The organism is Mesorhizobium sp. (assembly GCF_017306585.1).
In the GTDB taxonomy this organism is placed as follows: Bacteria; Pseudomonadota; Alphaproteobacteria; order Rhizobiales; family Rhizobiaceae; genus Mesorhizobium.
Genome location: NZ_JAFKIC010000119.1, coordinates 37023 through 58652 on the forward strand (window position 1 = coordinate 37023; position 21630 = coordinate 58652).

At 64.9% G+C, this 21630-nt stretch carries 17 protein-coding genes; 11 read left to right on the top strand and 6 right to left on the bottom strand.

The annotated features are described in order from the left end of the window. From J0I79_RS09320 to deoA, 5 genes are all read left to right on the top strand, one after another. On the top strand, positions 1-677 hold a 677-nt coding region (locus J0I79_RS09320; RefSeq protein WP_292856734.1), incomplete at its 5' end, for an ABC transporter permease. Position 678: 1 nt separating this feature from the next. Beyond that, entirely contained in the window at positions 679-1749 is a 1071-nt protein-coding gene (locus J0I79_RS09325; protein ID WP_292856736.1) for an ABC transporter permease, read from the top strand. 67 nt (positions 1750-1816) lie between these two features. Further along, positions 1817-2209 carry a cytidine deaminase gene (gene cdd, locus J0I79_RS09330; RefSeq protein ID WP_292856738.1) on the top strand — a complete coding sequence of 131 codons (393 nt, stop codon included), beginning with the start codon at positions 1817-1819 and terminating at the stop codon, positions 2207-2209. Positions 2210-2222: 13 nt separating this feature from the next. Beyond that, a complete protein-coding gene (locus tag J0I79_RS09335) occupies positions 2223-3032 on the top strand; it encodes a purine-nucleoside phosphorylase (protein ID WP_292856740.1) in 810 nt (269 codons plus the stop codon). Then, positions 3032-4348: a thymidine phosphorylase gene (deoA, locus tag J0I79_RS09340; RefSeq protein WP_292856742.1), complete on the top strand. Its 1317-nt coding sequence runs from the start codon at positions 3032-3034 to the stop codon at positions 4346-4348. The genes J0I79_RS09335 and deoA overlap by 1 nt, the downstream gene beginning before the upstream one ends. Here the strand turns inward: deoA and J0I79_RS09345 are convergent, their stop codons facing one another. The 3 genes from J0I79_RS09345 to J0I79_RS09355 all read right to left on the bottom strand — a co-directional run bounded on the left by J0I79_RS09345 (position 4349) and on the right by J0I79_RS09355 (position 6886). Further along, positions 4349-4912: a TIGR02281 family clan AA aspartic protease gene (locus J0I79_RS09345; protein ID WP_292856744.1), complete on the bottom strand. Its 564-nt coding sequence runs from the start codon at positions 4910-4912 to the stop codon at positions 4349-4351. Positions 4913-5136: 224 nt separating this feature from the next. Continuing rightward, a complete protein-coding gene (gene upp, locus J0I79_RS09350) occupies positions 5137-5766 on the bottom strand; it encodes a uracil phosphoribosyltransferase (protein ID WP_137932929.1) in 630 nt (209 codons plus the stop codon). A 145-nt stretch (positions 5767-5911) separates the two neighbouring features. Further along, positions 5912-6886 carry an adenosine deaminase gene (locus J0I79_RS09355; RefSeq protein ID WP_292856747.1) on the bottom strand — a complete coding sequence of 325 codons (975 nt, stop codon included), beginning with the start codon at positions 6884-6886 and terminating at the stop codon, positions 5912-5914. 134 nt (positions 6887-7020) lie between these two features. Between J0I79_RS09355 and ubiE the strand changes: the two genes are divergently transcribed. The 3 genes from ubiE (at position 7021) to coaBC (ending at position 10991) form a co-directional block, all read left to right on the top strand. Further along, positions 7021-7797, top strand: a complete 777-nt coding sequence (gene ubiE, locus J0I79_RS09360; RefSeq protein WP_292856749.1) for a bifunctional demethylmenaquinone methyltransferase/2-methoxy-6-polyprenyl-1,4-benzoquinol methylase UbiE — start codon at positions 7021-7023, stop codon at positions 7795-7797. A 70-nt stretch (positions 7798-7867) separates the two neighbouring features. Further along, a complete protein-coding gene (gene ubiB, locus J0I79_RS09365; RefSeq protein ID WP_292856751.1) occupies positions 7868-9442 on the top strand; it encodes a 2-polyprenylphenol 6-hydroxylase in 1575 nt (524 codons plus the stop codon). Positions 9443-9506: 64 nt separating this feature from the next. Beyond that, positions 9507-10991, top strand: coding sequence for a bifunctional phosphopantothenoylcysteine decarboxylase/phosphopantothenate--cysteine ligase CoaBC (gene coaBC / locus J0I79_RS09370; protein WP_292856753.1), 1485 nt, complete (start codon positions 9507-9509; stop codon positions 10989-10991). Between the two features lie 108 nt (positions 10992-11099). On the opposite strand, the gene J0I79_RS09375 is transcribed toward coaBC, so the two are convergent. Together J0I79_RS09375 and J0I79_RS09380 are read right to left on the bottom strand one after the other, a co-directional pair. Further along, positions 11100-11681 carry an invasion associated locus B family protein gene (locus J0I79_RS09375; protein WP_292856755.1) on the bottom strand — a complete coding sequence of 194 codons (582 nt, stop codon included), beginning with the start codon at positions 11679-11681 and terminating at the stop codon, positions 11100-11102. Between the two features lie 35 nt (positions 11682-11716). Beyond that, positions 11717-19426: an autotransporter outer membrane beta-barrel domain-containing protein gene (locus J0I79_RS09380; protein ID WP_292856757.1), complete on the bottom strand. Its 7710-nt coding sequence runs from the start codon at positions 19424-19426 to the stop codon at positions 11717-11719. A 3-nt stretch (positions 19427-19429) separates the two neighbouring features. Here J0I79_RS09380 and J0I79_RS09385 point away from each other — a divergent pair, with 3 nt between their 5' ends. The 3 genes from J0I79_RS09385 (at position 19430) to J0I79_RS09395 (ending at position 21372) form a co-directional block, all read left to right on the top strand. Next, on the top strand, positions 19430-19663 hold the full coding sequence (locus tag J0I79_RS09385; protein WP_292856759.1) for a hypothetical protein: 234 nt from the start codon (positions 19430-19432) through the stop codon (positions 19661-19663). 797 nt (positions 19664-20460) lie between these two features. Next, a complete protein-coding gene (locus tag J0I79_RS09390; protein WP_292856867.1) occupies positions 20461-20769 on the top strand; it encodes a hypothetical protein in 309 nt (102 codons plus the stop codon). A gap of 126 nt (positions 20770-20895) precedes the next feature. Continuing rightward, on the top strand, positions 20896-21372 hold the full coding sequence (locus tag J0I79_RS09395; protein ID WP_292856761.1) for an NUDIX hydrolase: 477 nt from the start codon (positions 20896-20898) through the stop codon (positions 21370-21372). A gap of 45 nt (positions 21373-21417) precedes the next feature. Here the strand turns inward: J0I79_RS09395 and J0I79_RS09400 are convergent, their stop codons facing one another. After that, positions 21418-21612, bottom strand: coding sequence for a hypothetical protein (locus J0I79_RS09400; RefSeq protein WP_292856763.1), 195 nt, complete (start codon positions 21610-21612; stop codon positions 21418-21420). Positions 21613-21630 lie beyond the last annotated feature (18 nt).

The following is a 21630-nucleotide window of genomic DNA, read 5'->3' on the forward strand; positions in this document are numbered from 1 at the left end:
TCGCGGCGTCGATCATGGTCTACCTGCTGGTCGGCCCGCTCAAGCCGGCCACCTCGCAGGCGCCGCAGACCCGCAACTTCCTCGCCGGCGCGGAATTGCCGAAGCTCAACTGGATCATCGAGCTGTTCGGCGCCAAGATCCGTTCGGCGCCGCTCAACATCACCTTCCTGCTGGCGCTCATCATGGCCTTCCTGGTCTGGCTGCTGATCTGGCGCACCCGGCTCGGCTACGAGATGCGCACCTATGGCCACAGCCCGAAGGCGGCACGCTATGCCGGTATTTCGGAGACCCGCATCATCATCACCGCCATGATGATATCCGGTGCTCTCGCCGGCATGATGGCGCTCAACCCTGTCATGGGCGACCAGCACAATGTGGCGATCGATTTCGTCTCTGGCGCCGGCTTCGTCGGCATCGCGGTGGCCCTGATGGGCCGCCTGCATCCTGTCGGCATCGTGCTGGCGGCGATCCTGTTCGGCATGCTCTATCAGGGTGGCGCCGAACTCGCCTTCGAGATGCCGGCGATCAGCCGCGACATGATCGTCATCATCCAGGGCCTGGTCATCCTGTTCGCCGGCGCGCTCGAACACATGTTCAGGCCTTACATCCAGGCGCTGTTCGCCTCGTTCAGTCCGAGGTCGGTGGGGATGGAAGCGGTCAAGGGAAAGGGCGCCTGAGATGGATACCGTCAACGCCATCGTCCAGGTCCTGGACTCCACCATCCGCCTCTCGGTGCCGCTGCTGCTTGCTTGCCTCGCCGGCCTCTATTCCGAGCGCTCCGGCATTTTCGACATCGGTCTCGAAGGCAAGATGCTGGTCGGCGCCTTCGCGGGTGCCGCCGCGGCCTCCGTCTTCCATTCCGCCTTCATCGGCCTCGGCATGGCCATCCTGATCTCGGTCGCCTTCGCCATGGTGCACGGCTTTGCCTCGATCACCCATCGCGGCAACCAGATCGTCTCGGGCGTCGCCATCAACTTCATTGCCGCCGGCTCGACAATCATCCTCGGCCAGGCCTGGTTCCAGCAGGGCGGGCGCACGCCCGCGCTTGGCCCGGGCGAACGGTTCGAATCGATAACCGCCGACGTGATCTCGAACTTCCTCGCCACGTACAGTTTCAGCACCGCCAGCTTTGCCGATCTGCTAGTTTCGATACGCGGGCTCATCCTCTACCTCCCGGCGCTGTTGTTCGACGCCATTGCAAGAATCCCCGGCATCGGTCCGATATTCGCCGAGCTTGTGCTGGGCCATTCCATCCTCGTCTACTTCGCATTCGCCATGGTGCCGTTCACCTGGTGGGTGCTGTTTCGCACCCGCTTCGGCCTCAGGCTGCGCGCCGTCGGCGAGAACCCGGCCGCCGTCGACACCGCCGGCATTTCCGTCGCCTGGCTGCGCTACCGTGCGCTGATCTGCACCGGCATCCTCACGGGCGTCGCCGGCGCCTATCTGTCGATGGTGCAGAATGGCGGCTTCGTGAAGGACATGACCGCCGGCAAGGGTTATATCGCGCTGGCGGCGCTGATCTTCGCCAAGTGGAAGCCGGTCAACGCCATGTTCGCCTGTCTGCTGTTCGGCTTCCTCGACGCAGCGTCGATCCGCCTGCAGGGCTCGCCGCTGCCCGTCATCGGCAAGGTGCCGGCGCAGTTCATGCAGGCCCTGCCCTATGTGCTCACCGTCATCCTGCTTGCCGGCTTCATCGGCAAGGCGATCCCGCCGCGCGCCGGCGGCGTTCCCTATGTCAAGGAACGCTGAGCGCAATGCTCGACCCGGTGCGCCGAAGCGCCGGGTTTTGGACATGATCATCGGAGAGAACTGCTGAATGTCGCATGATCTGTTCGAAGCCGCCAAGGCTGCCATGGCCAAGGCCTATGCGCCCTATTCGAAGTTTCCGGTCGGCGCCGCCCTGCGCACCGAGGATGGACGCGTCTTTACCGGCGCCAACATCGAGGTCGCCTCCTATCCGGAAGGCTGGTGCGCCGAAACGACGGCGCTTGGCCACTACATCATGGCCGGCGGCGGCAGGATCGTCGAGATCGCCGTGCTCGCTGAACGCATGGCCAAATGTTCGCCTTGCGGCGGCTGCCGCCAGCGACTGGCCGAATTCTGCCGCCCCGACACAAAACTCTATCTCTGCGATAACGCCGGCGTCGCCGAGACAGTGACAATGGGCGATATGCTGCCCTACGGGTTCCGTGGCGACATTCTCAAATAGAGAGCGGGCTGACATGACGGAAAAGACGGTGGACCATCTGATCGAAAGGCTGGACGGCCTGGCGCCGTCGACTGCGATGGTGCTGGGATCGGGGCTCGGCGTCCTGGTCGACCGGATAGAAAATCCGGTCCGTGTCTCCTATGCCGATCTGCCCGGTTTCCCGAGCAGCGGCGTCAGCGGCCACGCCGGCGAGGTGGTGGCCGGCCTTTTTGCCGGCACGCCGGTGCTGATGCTGTCCGGCCGCGCCCACTACTATGAGCACGGTGACGCGGCAGCCATGCGCCCGGTGCTGGAAGTGCTTGCCGGCATCGGCATCACGAAACTGATCCTCACCAATGCCGCCGGCTCGGTCGATCCCGATATGCCGCCGGGCTCGGTGATGCTGATCACGGACCACATCAATTTCTCCGGCACCAACCCGCTGATCGGCGAGCCCAGCGACCGCCGCTTCGTCGGCCTGACCGAGGCCTATGATGCCGGCATCCGCAACGCGATCGAGCGTGCCGCGAAGGCGACCGGCACCCAACTGCACAAGGGCGTCTACATGTGGTTTTCCGGCCCGTGCTTCGAAACGCCGGCCGAAATCCGCATGGCGCGCATCATGGGCGCCAATGCCGTCGGTATGTCGACCGTGCCGGAAGTCATTCTCGCCCGTTTCCTCGGCCTGCGCGTCGCCGCCTGCTCCGTCATCACCAACCTGGCGGCCGGCATGACCGGCGCCGAGCTTTCGCACCAGGAGACCAAGGACATGGCGCCGGTGGGCGGATCGCGGCTGGCCACGGTCCTGCAGCGTGTGTTCCGCGACGGGCTGCTGGAGAGCTGATGCTTCCCCAGGAGATCATCCGCCACAAGCGCGACGGGCAGAGGCTGCCTGCTGCCGAAATCGCGGCCTTCATCGAAGGCGTGACGTCGGGCGCCATCACCGACGGCCAGGTCGCGGCTTTCGCGATGGCGGTGTTCTTCAACGGCATGAACCGCGACGAAGCCGTGGCGATGACGCTGGCCATGCGCGATTCCGGCGACGTGCTCGACTGGTCGGACCTGCCGGGCCCGGTCACCGACAAGCATTCCACGGGTGGCGTCGGCGACAATGTCTCGCTGATGCTGGCGCCGATTGTCGCCGCCTGCGGCGCCTATGTGCCGATGATCTCGGGCCGCGGTCTTGGCCATACCGGCGGCACGCTGGACAAGATGGACGCGATACCGGGCTATGTCAGCCAGCCCGACATCGCCCTGTTCCGCAAGGCGGTGCTGGAGACGGGCTGCGCCATCATCGGCCAGACCGCCGATCTCGCACCCGCCGACCGCCGGCTCTATTCTATCCGCGACGTGACGGGAACCGTGGAATCGATCCCGCTGATCACCGCCTCGATCCTGTCGAAGAAGCTCGCGGCCGGCCTGCGGTCCCTGGTGCTGGACGTCAAGGTCGGCAATGGCGCCTTCATGGAGAAGTCGCGTGACGCCACGGCACTTGCCAATAGCCTGGTCGAGGTCGCCAGCGGCGCCGGACTGAAGGTCTCGGCGCTGATTACCGGCATGAACGAACCGCTGGCCTCGGCCGCCGGCAACGCCGTCGAGGTGCGCAACGCCGTCGATTTTCTGACCGGCCGCCTGCGCGACCATCGGCTGGAGGATGTGACGCTGGCGCTGGCCGCCGAAATGCTGCAATCGGCAGGCCTGGTGTCGTCCAACCAGGACGGCATGCGGCGCGCGACCGAGACGCTGGCCAGCGGCCGCGCCGCCGCGACTTTCGCGCGCATGGTGACGGTGCTTGGCGGCCCCGCGGATTTTGTCGAGAGGCCGGAAAAATACCTGCCGCGGGCGGCAACGGAGTTGGCGGTCCGGGCCTCGGCGGACGGCTTCGTCACCGGCATCGCCACCCGCGATATCGGTCTCGCGGTCGTTGGCCTCGGCGGCGGACGCACACGGCCCGACGACAAGATCGATCCGGCCGTCGGCGTCACCAGGCTGCTGCCTATTGGCGCTGAAGTGCAGGCCGGAGATACGCTGGCGCTGATCCACGCCCGTTCACCGCTCGACGCCGAGGCGGCGGTCGCGACCGTGCTGTCGGCCTATGCGATCGGCAGTTCGAAACCGCCGGCCGACAAGACCGTCATCCGGCGCATCCTGCCGCGCTAGTTACTGCACCAGCAGCAATGTCCCGTTCTCGACCTGATATTTGCCGAGCCGGCTGAGGAAGCTCATGCCGATCAGGTTGGTTTGCAGGGCTTTGTCGTCGAGCACCATGGCTTGCACGTCGTTGACGGTGATGCTGCCGATCTGCAGGCGATCGATCATCGCCACGGCTGCCTTGATCGTGCCGTTGGCGGTGTTGACCTCACGGTTGAAGTCGGACGCATTCAAGGACAATCCGATCCTGCGCGCCGTCGAGCTGTTGATGGCGACCAGCGTCGCCCCGGTGTCGATCATGCCGTCTATCTGACGGCCATTGAGCTTGAAGGTCGACGAGAAATGCCCGCGCCCGTCCGCGCTGACCACCACCTTGCGGCCGGTCGGCAATGGCGCCAGCGGCTTGTCGGGAACGGAGGCCAGGTTGACCTGCGGCTCGGCGTCGGCGGCGGGCTTGGCCGTCACCGCCGACTTCAGCAGATGCTCGAACATCTCTGGGTTCGACTGGTAGACAACCGGGATCGATGCCGATGCACCGGCAAAGACGCTGAGGATGAGAAGCTTGCGCAACATGGATCGGCCCCGCCGCATGACCCCCGAAACCGTGACCGATTTTCGGAAAGGATCATGCGCAAAATCAGAGTGCTACAGCGTCCTTTGCGCGTCCGAGTCGACGCGTGGCCCTGTAGTGAGTGCCAATCCTTTAGCGCTACATGGTATTTGCCGCTTTAACGCAGGCGAAAACCCCGCCATTGCGTAAACATTCGGTAAATCGCCCCGATCGCCTTTGCCGGGTACTACTTGGTCCCGTACATGCGGTCGCCCGCATCACCAAGGCCGGGCATGATGTAGCCCTTCTCGTTGAGCTGGCGATCGATGGACGCCGTGAACACCGGAACGTCGGGATGCGCCTTGGTGAAGCGCTCGATGCCTTCGGGCGCCGCCAGCAGGCACAGGAACCGGATGTTGGTGGCGCCGCGCCCTTTCAGCTTGTCGATCGCCGCAATCGCCGAGTTGGCTGTCGCCAGCATCGGATCGACAACGATGATCAGCCGGTCGGCGAGATCGCTCGGCGCCTTGAAGAAGTACTCGACCGCCTCGAGCGTCTCATGGTCGCGGTAGAGGCCGATATGGGCCACACGCGCCGCCGGCACCAGGTCGAGCAGGCCTTCGAGCAGGCCATTGCCGGCGCGCAGCACCGAGGCGAACACCAGCTTCTTGCCTTCCAGCGTCGGCGCTTCCATCTCCTCGATCGGGGTTTCGATGGTGGTGGTGGTCAGTTCGAGATTGCGCGTGACCTCATAGCCGAGCAGCAGCGATATCTCGCGCAGCAACCGCCTGAAGCCGGCCGTCGAGGTCTCCTTCTTGCGCATGATTGTCAGCTTGTGCTGGACAAGCGGATGATCGACGACGGTGACGCCCTTCATGATGTTCTCCTGATGCGTGTCGCTCCCAAGCACGGATGGACCTTGCGGACATGTCGCGCTTCAAGCTGCTTGGGTGAACCCTAGCGGCAATGCACCGGCCAAGGAACCGCTTGGCCGGCACCGACCACAGTTTTGTCGGGAGAAATCAGCGGGCGGCGCCGTTCAGCCGCGCAAGAAGTGCTGCCTTGGTCTTCCTGTCGACGAAAGCCGCCTCGATGGCCGTTCGCGTGACGTTGGCCAAGGCCTTCTCGTTCATCGCGAAATGATCCGACGCGATATCGTATTCGCGCTTCAGCGAGGTCCAGAAATAAGGTGGATCGTCCGAATTGAGCGTCACCTTGCAGCCCGCCGCCTGAAGCGCGGGAAACGGGTGGTCGGCGAAACTGTCGAACACCTTGAGCGCGATGTTGGAACCTGGGCAGCATTCCAGCACCACGCCCTCATCCGCGATGCGGCGGACAAGGTCCGGGTTTTCGATGGCGCGCACGCCGTGGCCGATGCGCGAGGGACGGATATGGTCGAGCGCGGCCTGGACCGTCTCCCAGCCCGTCAACTCGCCGGCATGCACGGTGATGCCGAGCCCGGCCTCGCGCGCGATCTCGAACGCCCTGACATAGTCTTCCATCTCGCCCATGCGCTCGTCGCCGGCAACGCCGAAGCCGGTGACCAGCGGGTGCCCGCAGCGCGCCGCGAAACGCGCCGCCTGCTCGATCGATTCCACGCCGACATGGCGCACGCCGGTGACGATCATGCGGCCCTCTATGCCGGTCTTGGCCTTGGCGCGCGCCATGCCTTCGCCGAGCGCGTCCGTATAGGCCTTGGGCGACAGCCCGGCCTTCGTCGCATGGTCCGGCGAGGTGAACACTTCCGAATAGATCGCGCCGTCGCGGGCGAGGCTGGTCAGGTAATGATCAGCCAGCCGCGCATAATCCTCCTCGGTGCGAAACAGATCGGCCGAAAAATCGTAAGCCGCGAGGAACGAGGTGAAATCATGCCAGACGAAGGAGCCGTTCTGGATATAGGGCGAGGTATCCTTGCCGTATTTCTGCGCCTGGCGGATGACGAGCTCGGGCGCCGCTGCCCCTTCAATGTGGCAGTGCAATTCCGCTTTCAAAGGCATTCAAACATCCCGTCGGTCAGTCCAGGTCTTCAAAACCCACCACCTGGAAGCGCGGCTGAACACCGCGCCTTAAACAATAGCGCCCGCACCATCGATCGGCTATGGTCCCGCCGGTTTTATGACGGATCAAAAAAATGTCAGTTGAGAGAACCACGGCCGCGGGCGGCATGGAAACCTCCTATGGTTTCAAGCGTGTGGGGGAAGGCGAGAAGCAGTCCCTGGTCAACGATGTTTTCCACAGGGTCGCCAACCGCTACGACCTGATGAACGATCTGATGTCGGGCGGCCTGCACCGGCTGTGGAAGGATGCAATGGTCGCCTGGCTCAACCCGCCGAAGCGGTCGGGCTGGAAAGTCCTGGACGTGGCCGGCGGCACCGGCGACATCGCCTTCCGCATCATCGATGCCAGCCGCGGCAACGCCCATGCCACCGTGCTCGACATCAACGGCTCGATGCTTGCCGTCGGCCGTGACCGGGCCGAAAAAAAGGGCTTGGCTAGCAGCACCGACTTCGTCGAGGCCAATGCCGAGGAATTGCCTTTCCCCGACGCCACCTTCGACGCCTACACCATCGCTTTCGGCATCCGTAACGTGCCACGCATCGATGTCGCGCTTGGCGAGGCCTTCCGCGTGCTGAAGCCCGGCGGGCGGTTCCTGTGCCTGGAGTTTTCCGAGGTCGAGATGCCGCTGCTCGACAAGGCCTACGAGGCCTGGTCCTTCAACGCCATTCCCAGGATCGGCAAGATGGTCACCGGCGACGGCGAGCCTTATTCCTATCTGGTCGAGTCGATCGCGAAATTCCCCAACCAGCAGAATTTCGCGGCGATGATTTCCCGCGCCGGTTTCGATCGCGTTTCCTTCCGCAACTATTCCGGCGGCATCGCGGCACTGCATTCGGGCTGGAAACTTTGAGGCTGCGCCGCATGTCCCAGCCCCGATTTGTCCCGCGCCGGTTCGAGGAACCGGCGGGACGGAAGCGGCCATGAGCACGGTCAGCGCGGGATTCCGGCTCGTGCGCGCCGGCTGGGTGCTGGTGCGCGAGGGCGTCGTTGCCGCCCTGCCGGGCGAGGAACTGTCCGGCCTGCCGAAATTCGGCTGGCGGCTGGCGCGCCTGTTCACCCGCCGCCGCGCGCTCGCCTATGAACGCAGCGACCGGCTGGCCAAGGCCGTGGTCCGGCTCGGCCCGTCCTACGTCAAGCTCGGCCAGTTCCTGGCGACAAGGCCCGACGTTGTCGGCAACGACATGGCGCTCGATCTCGCCATGCTGCAGGACAAGATGCATACCTTCCCGAAGGCAGAGGCGGTTGCCGCCATCGAGGCTTCGCTCGGGCGCAAGATCGGCGATCTCTATGCGCAATTCGGCGATCCCGTCGCTGCCGCCTCGATCGCCCAGGTTCATGCCGCCGAGACAGTCCGCGACGGCACGGCGACCAAGGTCGCGGTCAAGGTCATCCGGCCGGGCGTGCGCCGCCGCTTTTTCCAGGACCTCGAAAGCTATTTCCTGGCTGCTCGCCTGCAGGAGAAATACATCCCCTCCTCGCGCCGGCTGCGGCCCGTGGAGGTGACCGAGACGCTGGCGCAGACCACCAAGATCGAGATGGACCTGCGCCTTGAAGCCGCCGCGCTCTCCGAGCTTGGCGAGAACACCAGGGATGATCCGGGCTTCCGCGTGCCCTATGTCGACTGGGAGCGCACCGGCCGTGACGTGCTGACCATGGAATGGGTCGACGGCGTCAAGATGAACAACATCGCCGGGCTCGAGGCCGCCGGCCACGACTTGAAGGCGATCGCCGCCAACCTCATCCAGTCGTTCCTGCGCCACACGCTGCGCGATGGCTTCTTCCACGCCGACATGCATCCCGGCAATCTGTTCGTCGAGGCCAACGGCACCATCGTCGCCGTCGACCTCGGCATCGCCGGGCGCCTCGGCAAGAAGGAGCGCCGCTTCCTCGCCGAAATCCTCTACGGCTTCATCCAGCGCGACTACCTGCGGGTCGCCGAGGTGCATTTCGAGGCCGGCTATGTGCCGCGCCAGCACAATGTCGCCGCCTTCGCGCAGGCGATCCGGGCGATCGGCGAACCGATCCATGGCCAGCCGGCCGAGACCATTTCGATGGCCAAGCTGCTGACCCTGCTGTTCGAGGTGACCGAACTCTTCGACATGGCGACGCGCCCCGAACTGATCCTGCTGCAGAAGACCATGGTCGTGGTCGAGGGCGTGGCGCGCACGCTCGATCCGGCCTTCAACATGTGGAAGACCGCCGAGCCGGTGGTCGGCGGCTGGATCGCCGGAAACCTCGGCCCGCGCGGCATGATGATCGATGCCCGCGACGGCGCCAAGGCATTGCTGACGCTCGCCCGCCAGGCGCCCGAGCTTGCCGCGCGCACCGAACGGCTGTCGCGCGAGATCGACCTCATGGCCGAGCACGGCCTGCGCTTCGACGAAACCACCGCCCGCGCCATCGGCAAGGCCGAGGCGCGCTACAGCCGCTCCGGCCGGGTCGCGCTGTGGGTGATCGCGCTGACCTTGGTCTACATAGCATGGAAGTTGCTCTGAGTGCATGCAATGCTAGCATTGCTGTCACGTCGCTCATTGCTTATCCTAGGGCAAGGAGCAAACGATGAGCACGATAACAATCCGCAATCTTGACGACAGCGTGAAGCAAGTGCTTCGCGAGCGCGCCGCCGCGCGCGGTGTTTCCATGGAGCAGGAAGTACGGGACGCCCTGAGCGAATCCGTGGCTGCCGCTCCCAGTGCTCAAAGTCAAACGTGGCGATTGGCGGCATCACCTGACGAAATCCTCGCACTCGGGCAGAAATCGGAAAAATCGCCCAGGGCGCTTGTCGACGCTGGACAAAAAACGGTCCCGGCCATGACCCTCTCCGATAAACGCATCCTGCTCATCATCGGCGGCGGCATAGCGGCCTACAAGGCTCTCGACCTGATCCGCCGGTTGCGTGAGCGCGGTGCGGCGGTGCGCGTGGTGATGACGGCCGGCGCCCAGGAATTCATCACCACCCTGTCGGCCGGTGCGCTATCGGCCGACCATGTCTTTACCGAACTGTTCGACCGGAACGACGAACACGATGTCGGCCATATCAGGCTGTCGCGGGAGGCCGATCTCCTCGTCGTCGCTCCGGCCACGGCCGACCTGATGGCCAAGGCCGCCAACGGCCACGCCAATGACCTCGCCTCCACCGTGCTCCTGGCAACCGACAAGCCGGTGCTGATGGCGCCGGCGATGAACCCCAGGATGTGGGCGCATCCCGCCACCCGGCGCAACCGCGCCACGCTGGGCAGGGATGGCGTCGCCTTTGTCGGCCCGGCCAAAGGCGAGATGGCCGAAAGCAACGAGGCCGGTGAAGGCCGCATGGCCGAACCGCTTGAGATTGTTGCCGCCATCGAGGCGCTGCTCGATGCCGGCCCCAAACCACTGTCCGGCCGCAGGATCATCGTCACCTCTGGCCCGACGCACGAGCCGATCGATCCGGTGCGCTATATCGCCAACCGCTCGTCCGGCAAGCAGGGCCATGCGATCGCGGCCGCTCTGGCGCGGCTCGGCGCCGATGTGCACCTTGTTTCCGGCCCCGTAAATATTGCCGACCCGGCGGGCGTAAAGACCATCCATGTCGAGCGCGCGCAGGAGATGCGCGACGCGGTCGAGCAGCTGCTGCCCGCCGATGCGGCGGTCTTCGTCGCTGCGGTCGCCGACTGGCGTACCGAGAATTCGGCCGGCGAAAAGATCAAGAAGGTCGCGGGCGAAAGCCCGCCGACGCTGCGGATGGTTGAGAACCCCGACATCCTCGCCGGGGTCGGCCATCACGGGCAAAGACCCGGCCTGGTGATCGGCTTCGCCGCCGAGACACAGGGCCTCTTGCGCAACGCCGAAGCAAAGCTGGTGAAGAAGGGCGCCGATCTCATCGTTGCCAACGATGTCTCGCACGAAAGCGGCATCGGTCCCTCAGGCGTGATGGGCGGCGACCGGAACCGGGTGCGTATCGTATCGAAGGCCGGCGTCGAGGAATGGCCTGAAATGACCAAGGACGAGGTCGCGGCGCGGCTTGCGGCCCTCATTGCCGAACGGCTCAAAACGACCGTCGTCTGAGCTCTGCGCGCGGCACCGGATTGCTGCCGGATGCCCTGAAAGAACACAGCGCCTGCCGCTTCATGACGGCAGACGCTGCGGATTGTCGAAGATCCGGCGACTTGCCGGTCAGTTGGCCAGCAGTTCAGCCGTGCGGGTGAGCGCGCCGCTGAAGCCGTTGAGCGGGATGGAAAAGCTCACTTGCTGACCCGTGTCGGCGGCAAAGGCGTCGATCTTGAGCGTCGTGCCCGCCTTGAGCATCGGCGTGACGGTCGCATCGAACGCCACCGGCACCAGGCAGCCGACGACCTGGCAGGTGTTGAACGGCAGGCTGCCGTCGAGCTTCTGGTCGTCGATCGTCAGCGTGACGCCCTTGGCGAGCGCAAGCCCGAACGGCAGGGCAAGGGTTCCACTGGCATCCTCGCCGGTCTTGCTCGACAGTTCGATCGCCAGCAGGCGCTGGTTGTTCTGCTTGTTGAATTGCTGATGCGACAGGCTGCAGACCTTGGCCGTGCCCGATATCTGGCAATTGACCGTCCAATCGCCATGGGTTTCGGACAAGGCCGATGCACCGCCAGGCAGTTGCGGGGCGTCGGCCGCGGCCGGAGGCGTTGCCGCCACCTTGTCGCCCTTGGTCTGCGCGGCAACAGCCGGCAACCCTGCGATGCAGGCCGCACCCAGCATCACCGCGAAATACACGTACTTCCTCATCAAGACCCCTCCCGCCCGGCTCCGCCTCGAGCCAGCTAGAAACTGACCTTGAGCGACGCGCTGACTGCGTTCTGTTTTACCGTTTCGCCGAAGGCGCCGTTATACCTGACCGACAGGCCGACGCCATTGACGCCATTCAGCTCTAGCCCGGCGCCGACCCGATAGAGCGGCGAATCGACGGCTTCCGTCAAGTGCAATGCCGGGTTGCCAGGCAGATTCTGCGCCGCGGTGAACTGGCCCTCGATTTCCCACTCCTTGTTGGAGAACTCCGCCCCGGCCCTTCCGTAGACGCGAAGGCTGGCGATGTCGCTGAGCGCGATGTCGGTGCCGATCTCGATAGCGGGCGTTGCAGAATAATAGGTATTGGCGCTGCCGCTGAAGGTGAAGGCCGCAACCGAACCCTCCTCCTGGCCGGAAACACGCAGCCAGCGGGCATCCAGCTGCAGCGTCGGCTGCAGGTAGAACGCACCCATCTCCTGGGTAAAGCCGAGACGGGCCGAGCCGCCGAACATCGCGGTTTTCTGGGTGTAGGTGACGCTGTTGCCGATACCGGGCAGTTCTTCCTCGGGCAGATAGACACCTTCGAGCGTCTCGCCGGGAATGAAGAACGCCGGATCGATATGGGTATCGCGTTCGCCCTGGAACGAACCGGTGCCGCCGCCGAGCGCGAAATCAACGAAGTAGTTCTTGTCGGCATATTTGGCCAGCGCATAGGCCTGCCAGGCCTCGCCGGTCGTTTCCGACAGCTGGGCGCCATTGAACCCGATTTTCGAATCGAACTCAGTCCGGCCGATCGTCGCGCCGAGCGACCAGTTGTGGCCGACCTCGCTGATGCCGCCGAGCGACATGGTCTTCAGCACATCGTCGCGGCTTGTCGTCCCGGCGCCCGCATCGCGGCTGTACTCCGCCTGCGGGCTGATCGAGGCCCATATGCAGCGGCCATCGGGATTCTTGTAGGCGGGCACGCCGGTGCATTCGCGCGCCGCGTCAAGCATCATGTCGGCTTCGCGGTTGATCATGTCGAACGTATGCACCGCGTAGTTCGGCGTCAGCCGCGTCAACGCCGCGCCCAGTTCCTCTTCGTTGGGTAGGAAGCGCAGCATGTTGATCAGCCGGGCCATCGGATTGTCGGGGCTCGATGCAGCCTCGACGTCGTCGAGATACTGCGCCATCTGAAATACGCCGGGATCGGTGGTGCCGGAGCCCGGATCCTGCGCCAGTTGGAGGAAAGTCTTGTTGTCGGTGTAGAGGACCAGGTCGTTACCGTCGACCTTGGTCAGGAAGTTGAAGCCGACATAGGGATGCAGCGTCGTCGGCTTCAGATAGTTGTCGGCCATCGAGGAACCCGTCGCCAGCACGTACTGCGTGAACAGCTTGTCGATGGACAGGAAGTTGAGCGGCGCGGTGCCGTCGAAAATGCCGGCACCGGTCAGGATCAGCTTGTCGGTGATCTGGTTGTTGAGGTCGATATCGGTGACGAAGCTGCCGCTGACGTCCTGCGTGAATGCGCCGGTGACGTCGACCGACGCGACCACGCCGATTCCCTGGTTGGTGTACAGCCCGTCATTGGTGAACAGCCCGCCGCCGAGGTCGATGGTCTTGAGGGCAACCATCGAGGCGCCAGCGAAATTGTGGAAGCTATTGTTGCCGCCGCCAAGGTCGATATTGCCGATGACGCGGCCGAGTGTGTCCCCCGTCGGCGAATTGTCGATATGATCGTCGCCAGACGTGCCGGTGATGGCGAACGGGCTGAAGTCGTCCAGAAGCGATGCCAGGATCGCATCGGTCGGCACGACCGGGCCCGGCGCCAGCAGCAAGGTATGGAACGCCTGGAGTTGCGACGCCTGGACCTGGAATGTCGGATTTGGCCCCATCGCATAGAGCAGGCTGTGATTGGTCAGCGTGTTATCAGCGCCGCCGACGAGCATGGCGGCCACGCCCGTTCCGGACCCGCCGATCGTGTACTTGCCATTGAGATTGATGGTGATGTTGCCTTTGCCATGCTCGGCGGTGCTTTCGCCATAGACGGCAACCGAATCCGCGCCCTGCGCGAACAGGCTGTCGCCCGCCGTCAGGTCGACCGCATGCGCGTTGCCGTCGCCGGTCGCGCTCTGGCCGAACATGGCGTAGGAACTCGCGCCCTTGACCCACACCTGGCTGTCGGTGCTTGCGGATGCCGCGTCGGCATCGCCGATGCCGCCTTGTGAACCGGCCGCCGAACTGCCCATGGCCAGCGAATCCGTGCCGCCCGCGCCGCCGCCACCGCCAACCGCCTGGGCAACGATGCCGTGCGCGCGGTCGCCATCGGTCTCGATGGCGCCCGACTGGATGATTTTGACGATGCCGCCGGTGCCCTTCGTCCCGCCAGGCGTGTTGAAGCCGATCGCATTCGGCCCGCCACCATCGTCGTCAGCGCCGAAGCGGCCGAAACCCGCGCCGCCGAAACCGCCGCCGCCGCCGACCGACTGGGCGAAGATGGCGATGGAATCCTTGCCGGTGGTCGTGATCGTGCCGGTGCGGATGACGGTAACGTTGCCGCCGTCGCCACCATTGCCCCCGGTGCCGCCAATGGCCAGCGCATTCGAACTCTTGCCCTTGGCATCGCCACCGTAGCCGCCACCGCCGCCGATCGATTGCGCGACCACGCCATGCGCGCGTTCGCCATGGGTGATGATGGTGCCGGAAACGGTCACATCGACCTGGCCGCCATTGCCACCATTGCCACCGAAGCCGCCGAGCTGCAATGCAACCGAATTGTCTCCCGCCGTATCAGCCGACACCACGCCGCCATAACCGCCGCCGCCGCCAACCGACTGGGCGAAGATTCCGATCGCCCCGTCCTTCCAGGTCTCGATGGCACCATCATTGTTCACTGTGACGTGGCCGCCATTGGCGCCGTCGCCGCTCGGCAACGAAGCCGCGCCGCCGATCGTCATATCGGCCTTGGATGTGTTGGCCGCCGCGCCCGATGCGCCGCCACCGCCGCCAACCGATTGCGCGAAGATACCGTGCGAAAGATAGCCCAGGGTTGTGATCTGGCCATGATTGTCGACAAGCACGTCGCCGCCGCGGCTGCCTGAGCCACCCAAGCCGCCGATCGACATCGTCACCGAAGTGTCGGCGCTGCCCGTCTCGGTCGAGCCACCACCTGCCGCGCCGCCGCCGCCGCCGATCGATTGTGCGAAGATGCCGTAAGAACTGTCGCCCTTTGTCAGGATCGTGCCCGATGCGGAATTGGTGACATGAACGAGATCGCTGAAGCCGCCATCGCCACCGGCACCGCCGAGGCTGAATGTTATCGCTACATTGGCATCTTTGGCGGACGTACCTGAAGCGCCGCCGACGCCGCCGCTGCCGCCGATCGACTGCGCCAGGATGCCATGCGAATAGGCCTTCTCGGTATGAATATAGCCGTCGTTCTCGACGTTCACCTTGCCGCCATTGCCGCCGACGTTGCCCGATCCGCCAAGCGAGAGATTGACGCTCACTTCCGAGCTGTCGGTCTTGCCGGTGCTCTGGCCAGCGCCCCCGGCGCCACCACCGCCACCCACCGACTGGGCGAAGATGCCGATCGAACGTTCCTGCTTGGTCCAGATCTCGCCTGTGGCAAGATTCGTGACATCAACCTGGAGACCGTTGCCGCCGCCGCCGCCTGCCCCACCGAGCGCGCCACCGATGGCATATTTACCAATGACTCCCGATGTCGCCGACCCGCCGACGCCGCCGCCGCCGCCTATTGAATTGGCGCTGATGCCGTACGAATCCGCGCCATCTGTTACGATCAAGCTGCGGTTCGTCACCGAAACCGTGCCGCCATTGCCGGCCCCGCCCGCGGCAAGGCCGATCGCCGCGCCAATGCCCACCGACGTGTCGCCTTCGCTGCCGCCGCCGACGATCTCCTCGTCGGTGGAAGCCGCGCCGCCGCCGCCACCGCCGCCGCCGACGGACATCGCCAGGATGCCTATGGAGTTGAAGCCTTGGGTCCGAATCTCGCCCGAATTGTCGACATGCACGCCGGTGCAGATGACGTTTCCGTCATTGTCCAGTTTTGAGCACGCCGCGTCGTTACCGGACCCGCCTTTGCCGCCAATGCCGACATTCACGCTAACGCTGGTCTCGCTGGTGCCGCCGACGTGAAATGCCTTGGCATTGCTCGCCCCGCCCATGCCGCCGCCGCCGCCCAGCGATTGCGCCACGATGCCCGAGGAGAAATCGCCCGTCGTCGTCAGGTTGCCGCTGTTGATCACATCGACCGCGCCCGACATATTGCCCGAGCCGCCACCGCCGCCGACACCAACATTGACCGCGACATTGACCTCGCTGCCGCTGAGATCCGCCGTCGCGCCGTTGGTGGAGCCACCATTGCCGCCACCACCACCAACCGACTGCGCGAGGATCGCCGCGCTCATGTCGCCCGCTGTCTGGATTGTCATGGCATTGGTGACATCGACATTGCCGGCGATATTGCCCTTGCCGCCGCCACCTCCAATGCTAACCGTCGCATTGACGCTCACATCGGAGCCGAAACCGCCCGCTGCCGCCCACGAATCGCCGCCGTTGCCGCCGCTGCCGGCGACCGACTGGGCGAGAATGCCGACGGCCTGATAGCCTTTGGTAACGATGCTGCCGCCGCCATTGATGCCGGTTTCGACCGTCACCAGATCGCTAAGGCCGCCATCACCGCCCCAACCGCCAACTGTCACGCCGAGGCTGATGCTGGCGTTGGTGCTGACCGCGCCAGTCATGGTGACTGCCCGGCCGCCGTTGCCGCCGCCGCCGCCGATCGACTGCGCGACGATACCGCCAGAGCCGACCGCGTCGGTATCGGCGATGATGTTGCCATCCGCTTTGACGGTAACCTTGCCGCCGGGGCCGCCATTGCCACCCGCACCGCCAACAGACACGCCTACAGCGGCGGAAGCGTAGAGGCCACCGCTGAAAGCACCAGAATAGGCAGCACCGCCATTGCCACCGCTTCCACCGACAGATTGTGCAAGAATGCCCTTTGAACCAAGGCCCGCGACGTGAATGTCTCCTTTGTGGGTAACGGTAACGTCCTTGCTGAGGTTGGCGTCGCCGCCACCGCCACCGATCGCCACGCTGGCTGCGCCAAACACGCCGGCGGCAAGGGCTCCCGTACTGCCGCCATTGCCGCCGCCGCCGCCGATCGATTGCGCTAGTATGCCATTCGAGAGTGCTCCGCTGGTTGTGATGTTGCTGTTGTTGATGACCTCTACGACGCCACCCTCGCCGCCAGCGCCGCCAGCGCCACCGACGCCGACAGCTGCGAAAAGCCCGGCCGCCAAGGCAAAGCCGCCATCGCCACCTGAACCGCCGACCGATTGCGCGAAGATACCGTTGGACAGGTCGCCACCCGTAACGATCTTGCCGGAGTTGTTTACGAAAACTTTCATGCTCTTGCCGGCCGCTGCGCCGGAGCCACCTAGCGACAAGGACGGGCCACCGGCCGTGACGCTGAACCCGCCCGAACCGCCGCCGCCGCCGATCGACTGCGCAAGCAGCCCGTGCGAATTGTATCCGCCTGTGGTCAGGGCAGCCGAGTTGATGACGTCAACGGTTCCTGCGGTGCCGCCGCCGGCACCCTTGCCGCCGATCCCGATATTGACACCCAGGCCGAGCCCTACGACACCCCCGCCATTGCCGCCGCCGCCGCCGATCGACTGTGCGACCATGGCTGAAGACCGGTCATGCGTGGTGGTGACGGAGCCGCCATTGTCGGTGAGCTTGACCGCGCTGGCGTCACCCGCCGTGCCGCCGCTGCCGCCGATGCCGACGGAGGCTGCCAGACCGAGGCCGCCGACGAAACTGCCATTGCCGCCACCGCCGCCGATCGACTGGACAAGAATGCCGATCGAATCGGCGCCGTCCGTCTTCACCACCGAATTGTCCGTATAGAAGCTCGCGGCCAGACCCTTGCCGCCACCGCCGCCGCTGCCGCCCACGCCAACGTTCACGCCAGTGCTGCCGCTGATCACCGCACCGGCATTGCCGCCGCCGCCACCGATCGATTGCACGATAATGCCTGCGGAACGACCCTGGGATGTGGTCACATTGCCATTGGAGCGCGCATCGACAACGCCGCCGTCACCGGCGGCACCGCCGCTCCCGCCAACACCCACTGAAACGATCGCCGACACCGCGATGGAAAAGCCGCCATTGCCGCCGCCGCCCCCGACCGACTGCACGATGATGCCCGCCGAATCCGTGCCGTGGGTCGTGACATCGGACTGGGTACCGTTGAACGTCACCGCATCACCGATGCCGCCACCGGCACCCTTCCTGCCGATCCCGACGCTGACGCCGGCGCTGCCCGAAACGCTTCCGCCGCCATTGCCGCCGCCGCCGCCGATCGACTGTGCGACGATACCGGCGGAGCGGTCCTGGAAGGTTTCGACACTGCCGCCGGTCGTCATGTCGACCGTGCCGCCCTTGCCGCCCGGTCCGCCTTCGCCGCCAACGCCGACCGAGACGAGTGCCGAGATGGCCAAGGCAAAGCCGCCATTGCCGCCGCCACCACCCACCGACTGGGTCAGTATGCCGGTAGAATCGGTTCCGTGCGTCGTCACATGCGACGTGCCGACATTGTAGATGACGTTGCCGCCCTCGCCCCCGGCGCCACCCTTGCCGCCAACCGAAACCGAGACGGCTCCACTGACTGTATAGGCCCCACCGCCATTGCCGCCGCCGCCGCCAACCGATTGCGTTAGAATGCCGATAGCGGAGGTTCCACTCGTTTCGACCGTCGGACCGGCTGCTGCCTGCTGGACGTTAACGTTCCCGCCATTGCTGGCAGCTCCGCCGGAACCGCCGACGCCGACAGCCGCGACCGGGCCGACACCAATCGCGAAGCCGCCATTGCCGCCGCCGCCGCCGACCGACTGGATGACGATACCATGAGCTCCGTTGCCGCTGCCGTCGGCACCGGTCGTGATGCTGCCGCCGATATTTCCGAAGACATCGCCGCCCTTGCCGCCGCCGCCGCCCGATCCGCCCAATGCGATCGACCCAATCGCGCCACCGCCGTCGCCGCCACCGCCGCCGACAGATTCGACAAGCATGCCGATGGAGCCGACGCCGTTGGTAATAATGGTCCCGGTATTCGTGCCGGTGACCGTACCGCCGTTGTTGCCGTCCTTGCCCGCCCCGCCGCCGCCGAACAGTCCGAACGCGCCTCCACCGTCGCCGCCGCCGCCGCCCACGGATTGGACGACCATTCCGCTGGCATGGTCACCGCTGGTCTCAATCCTGCCGTTGTTGGTGCCGGTCGCCGATCCGCCGATTGTGGCCGGGCCGCCGTTGCCACCGCTTGCAATAATGCCAGGAATAATGCCGCCGGCGCTGCCGCCGCTGCCGCCGGCCGCGCCGGCCGATCGTATCAACATGCCCGTTGAAAAATTTCCGATGGTTGTCACGTTACCATCGTTTGTCGCCTCGGCGCTCCCCCCTGATCCGCCGCCACCGCCATTGCCGGCGTCCTGAGCCGACAAAGGGCTGAGGCCGCTGATACCACCACCGTCGCCGCCAAATCCGCCTTCCGATCGGGCCAGAATGCCAAAGGCGTTCGGACCTGTGGTGCTGATGACGCTTCCCACACCGGCGTTGGCGGTCGCCGAACCGCCGCTGCCGCCGCTGCCGGCATCGCCGCCGCTGGAGACCAGCGCATTGCCAATACCGGTAACCGACCCTCCGTCGCCACCGCGACCACCGATCGATTCGGCGACCAATCCATGGCCGCCAGCCGCGCTGCCTGTCAGGGTTCCAGTGTTACCTGCTGTAACAGTTCCGCCTGTCGCTCCACTATTGCCATCGCCACCAAGCGCTACCGGGGTACACAATGGGCAAATTCCCACGCCAATGGCATTGCCACCCTTACCGCCGGCACCACCAGTGGATATGGCGCCAAAGACTGGACCGCCGCTGGAAATCACCAGGTTGTTGTTGACGACAAGTGGATCCGGTGATGGTGCATGACCGGGACCGCCGTTGGTTCCAGTCACAACAACGTTGCTTCCATTATTGCCCGCAGCGCCGGTGACGGTGGTGACCTGCGCGTGGAGTGAGACCGGCACGAGGGAAACGAGACCAGCCAACGCGGTGAAGGTCAGGAACCGGGATAGGCGCCACGGCCGGATTTCTCGCCCTGCCGATGAAACCGATGTAGCGGGTCCAACTTTGTACAATATCTGCGAATGCGCGGCGTGGGACGAACAAAGTGAAAGGCGAGGCAACGCCTCGCCCGAGTCCGCAGCATGCCCAAACAATTTCGCAATGCTGGAATTGCCCACGCTACCAGAGCGAAATCCAGTCGATGAGCTCGGACGCGATTCGTCCGCAACGACGCTCACGCGCCTTGAAAACAAAGCCATGCACTTACCCCCCGTTTCGCGGTCGCCCTCAATCCCTCCTTGAGTTCGGCGCCGCGTCCATGGTCAGTCCATGCAGTAGAAATGCCGGCACGTTGCAGTAAGGTTCAATGCTTCAGAGCCCGCGCACTCGCATTCCCACTTATGCAGCTCTGGCTCAATTAGAATACATTAACTTGTGCCAGATGGAATCGAAAACTTACGTAAGGGACACTGACCAAAGCCGCCGACATTGCCTAGTCGTCATATGACGACTGTCTAATGGTTCTCGGCCGGGGTGTGGCTCGCGGGTGATGCGGCGGCTATTTCAACCGGCCCAGGCCCGGTTTTATGGCATTGCCGCGTGGACGTCCTATATCAACGGTAGCGGGTGTTCTGTTTCCGGGAATGAGCTGATGTCGGCATTTCGAGCATCAATGGTTTGCATATCGGCCGTAATGGCCACGACAGTCATTGCGGGTTTGTGTCTGCCGGCCTCGGCGCAGATCGTCATTCCCTCGACCAGCGGCGGTGCGCAGATCCAGCAGAACGACCTGCAGGCGTTGCAGAACCGGATCCAGCGGCAGCAATTTCAGCAGCAGCAACAGCAATATCGCGCCCAGGACCGGGTGATCGTCCAGCAGCCGCCGCCTGTCGTGCCGCAGGTCAGGCCGAGCTGCCAGACCCAGATAATCGGCAGCACTGCGGTGAGCACCTGCCGCTGACGCCAGGCTCTGCTTTTATTTAGCCGACTTACATGCTAGGGGCATTCATATGCCCCAGCGGCAGTTTGGATTTTGCAAAGGCGCCGCATCACGCTATGGGGCACTGCACAGACCGGATTTTTATGAATGGCAGCCACCAACAAAAAGGCCGTGCGCAAGGCCAAGAAAGGGGAACGGATCCGCCAGGTGGCGGCCATCCCCTTTCAGCTGAACGAACGCGGCGATATCGAGGTGATGCTGGTCACGTCACGGACGACGCGGCGCTTTATCGTCCCCAAGGGCTGGCCGATGAAGGGCAAGAGCGGACGCAAGGCGGCCGCCATCGAGGCGCAGGAGGAAGCCGGCGTGCTCGGCAGGACGCTGAAGCAGCCGGCCGGCACTTATTCCTACTGGAAACGGCTGGCCAACCGCTTTGTCCGTGTCGACGTCATCGTCTACCTGCTCGAGGTGACGGAGGAACTCGCCGACTGGCAGGAAGCCAGACGCCGGCAGCGCGCCTGGCTGACGCCCGCCGAGGCGGCGATGCTTATCGACGAACCCGACCTCTCGACGCTGGTGAAGACCCTGAAGCTTCCTGATCCCGAGCCGGTCGACCAGGAATAGGCCTATCTCGCTGTCGGCGACCGTGATCCCGAAACATCAGGCGTTTCAGCGCCTGTCTTCGGGCCGGGCCGGGTCCTGCTCGGCGCCATGACGCTGGCCGGTCCGAGCACCCGCGTCGACGCCGCGTTCCTTCAGCGCATGAAACGTCCGCTGCTCGAGGCGGCCGCGCGCGCCACCCGCGCTTTCGGCGAGGACGCCTCCCTGCTCGAAGAGACGAGTGCCCAGGCTGGCTGTTAGCAAGCGACAGCTATCTGCTCG

Bases quoted from the DNA above. Each gene is read 5' to 3' on its own strand.
- J0I79_RS09325 (WP_292856736.1), top strand. From the start codon at position 679: ATGGATACCGTCAACGCCATCGTCCAGGTCCTGGACTCCACCATCCGC.
- cdd (WP_292856738.1), top strand. From the start codon at position 1,817: ATGTCGCATGATCTGTTCGAAGCCGCCAAGGCTGCCATGGCCAAGGCC.
- J0I79_RS09335 (WP_292856740.1), top strand. From the start codon at position 2,223: ATGACGGAAAAGACGGTGGACCATCTGATCGAAAGGCTGGACGGCCTG.
- deoA (WP_292856742.1), top strand. From the start codon at position 3,032: ATGCTTCCCCAGGAGATCATCCGCCACAAGCGCGACGGGCAGAGGCTG.
- J0I79_RS09345 (WP_292856744.1), bottom strand. From the start codon at position 4,912: ATGTTGCGCAAGCTTCTCATCCTCAGCGTCTTTGCCGGTGCATCGGCA.
- upp (WP_137932929.1), bottom strand. From the start codon at position 5,766: ATGAAGGGCGTCACCGTCGTCGATCATCCGCTTGTCCAGCACAAGCTG.
- J0I79_RS09355 (WP_292856747.1), bottom strand. From the start codon at position 6,886: ATGCCTTTGAAAGCGGAATTGCACTGCCACATTGAAGGGGCAGCGGCG.
- ubiE (WP_292856749.1), top strand. From the start codon at position 7,021: ATGTCAGTTGAGAGAACCACGGCCGCGGGCGGCATGGAAACCTCCTAT.
- ubiB (WP_292856751.1), top strand. From the start codon at position 7,868: ATGAGCACGGTCAGCGCGGGATTCCGGCTCGTGCGCGCCGGCTGGGTG.
- coaBC (WP_292856753.1), top strand. From the start codon at position 9,507: ATGAGCACGATAACAATCCGCAATCTTGACGACAGCGTGAAGCAAGTG.
- J0I79_RS09375 (WP_292856755.1), bottom strand. From the start codon at position 11,681: ATGAGGAAGTACGTGTATTTCGCGGTGATGCTGGGTGCGGCCTGCATC.
- J0I79_RS09385 (WP_292856759.1), top strand. From the start codon at position 19,430: ATGGCCGCCAGCCGCGCTGCCTGTCAGGGTTCCAGTGTTACCTGCTGT.
- J0I79_RS09390 (WP_292856867.1), top strand. From the start codon at position 20,461: ATGTCGGCATTTCGAGCATCAATGGTTTGCATATCGGCCGTAATGGCC.
- J0I79_RS09395 (WP_292856761.1), top strand. From the start codon at position 20,896: ATGGCAGCCACCAACAAAAAGGCCGTGCGCAAGGCCAAGAAAGGGGAA.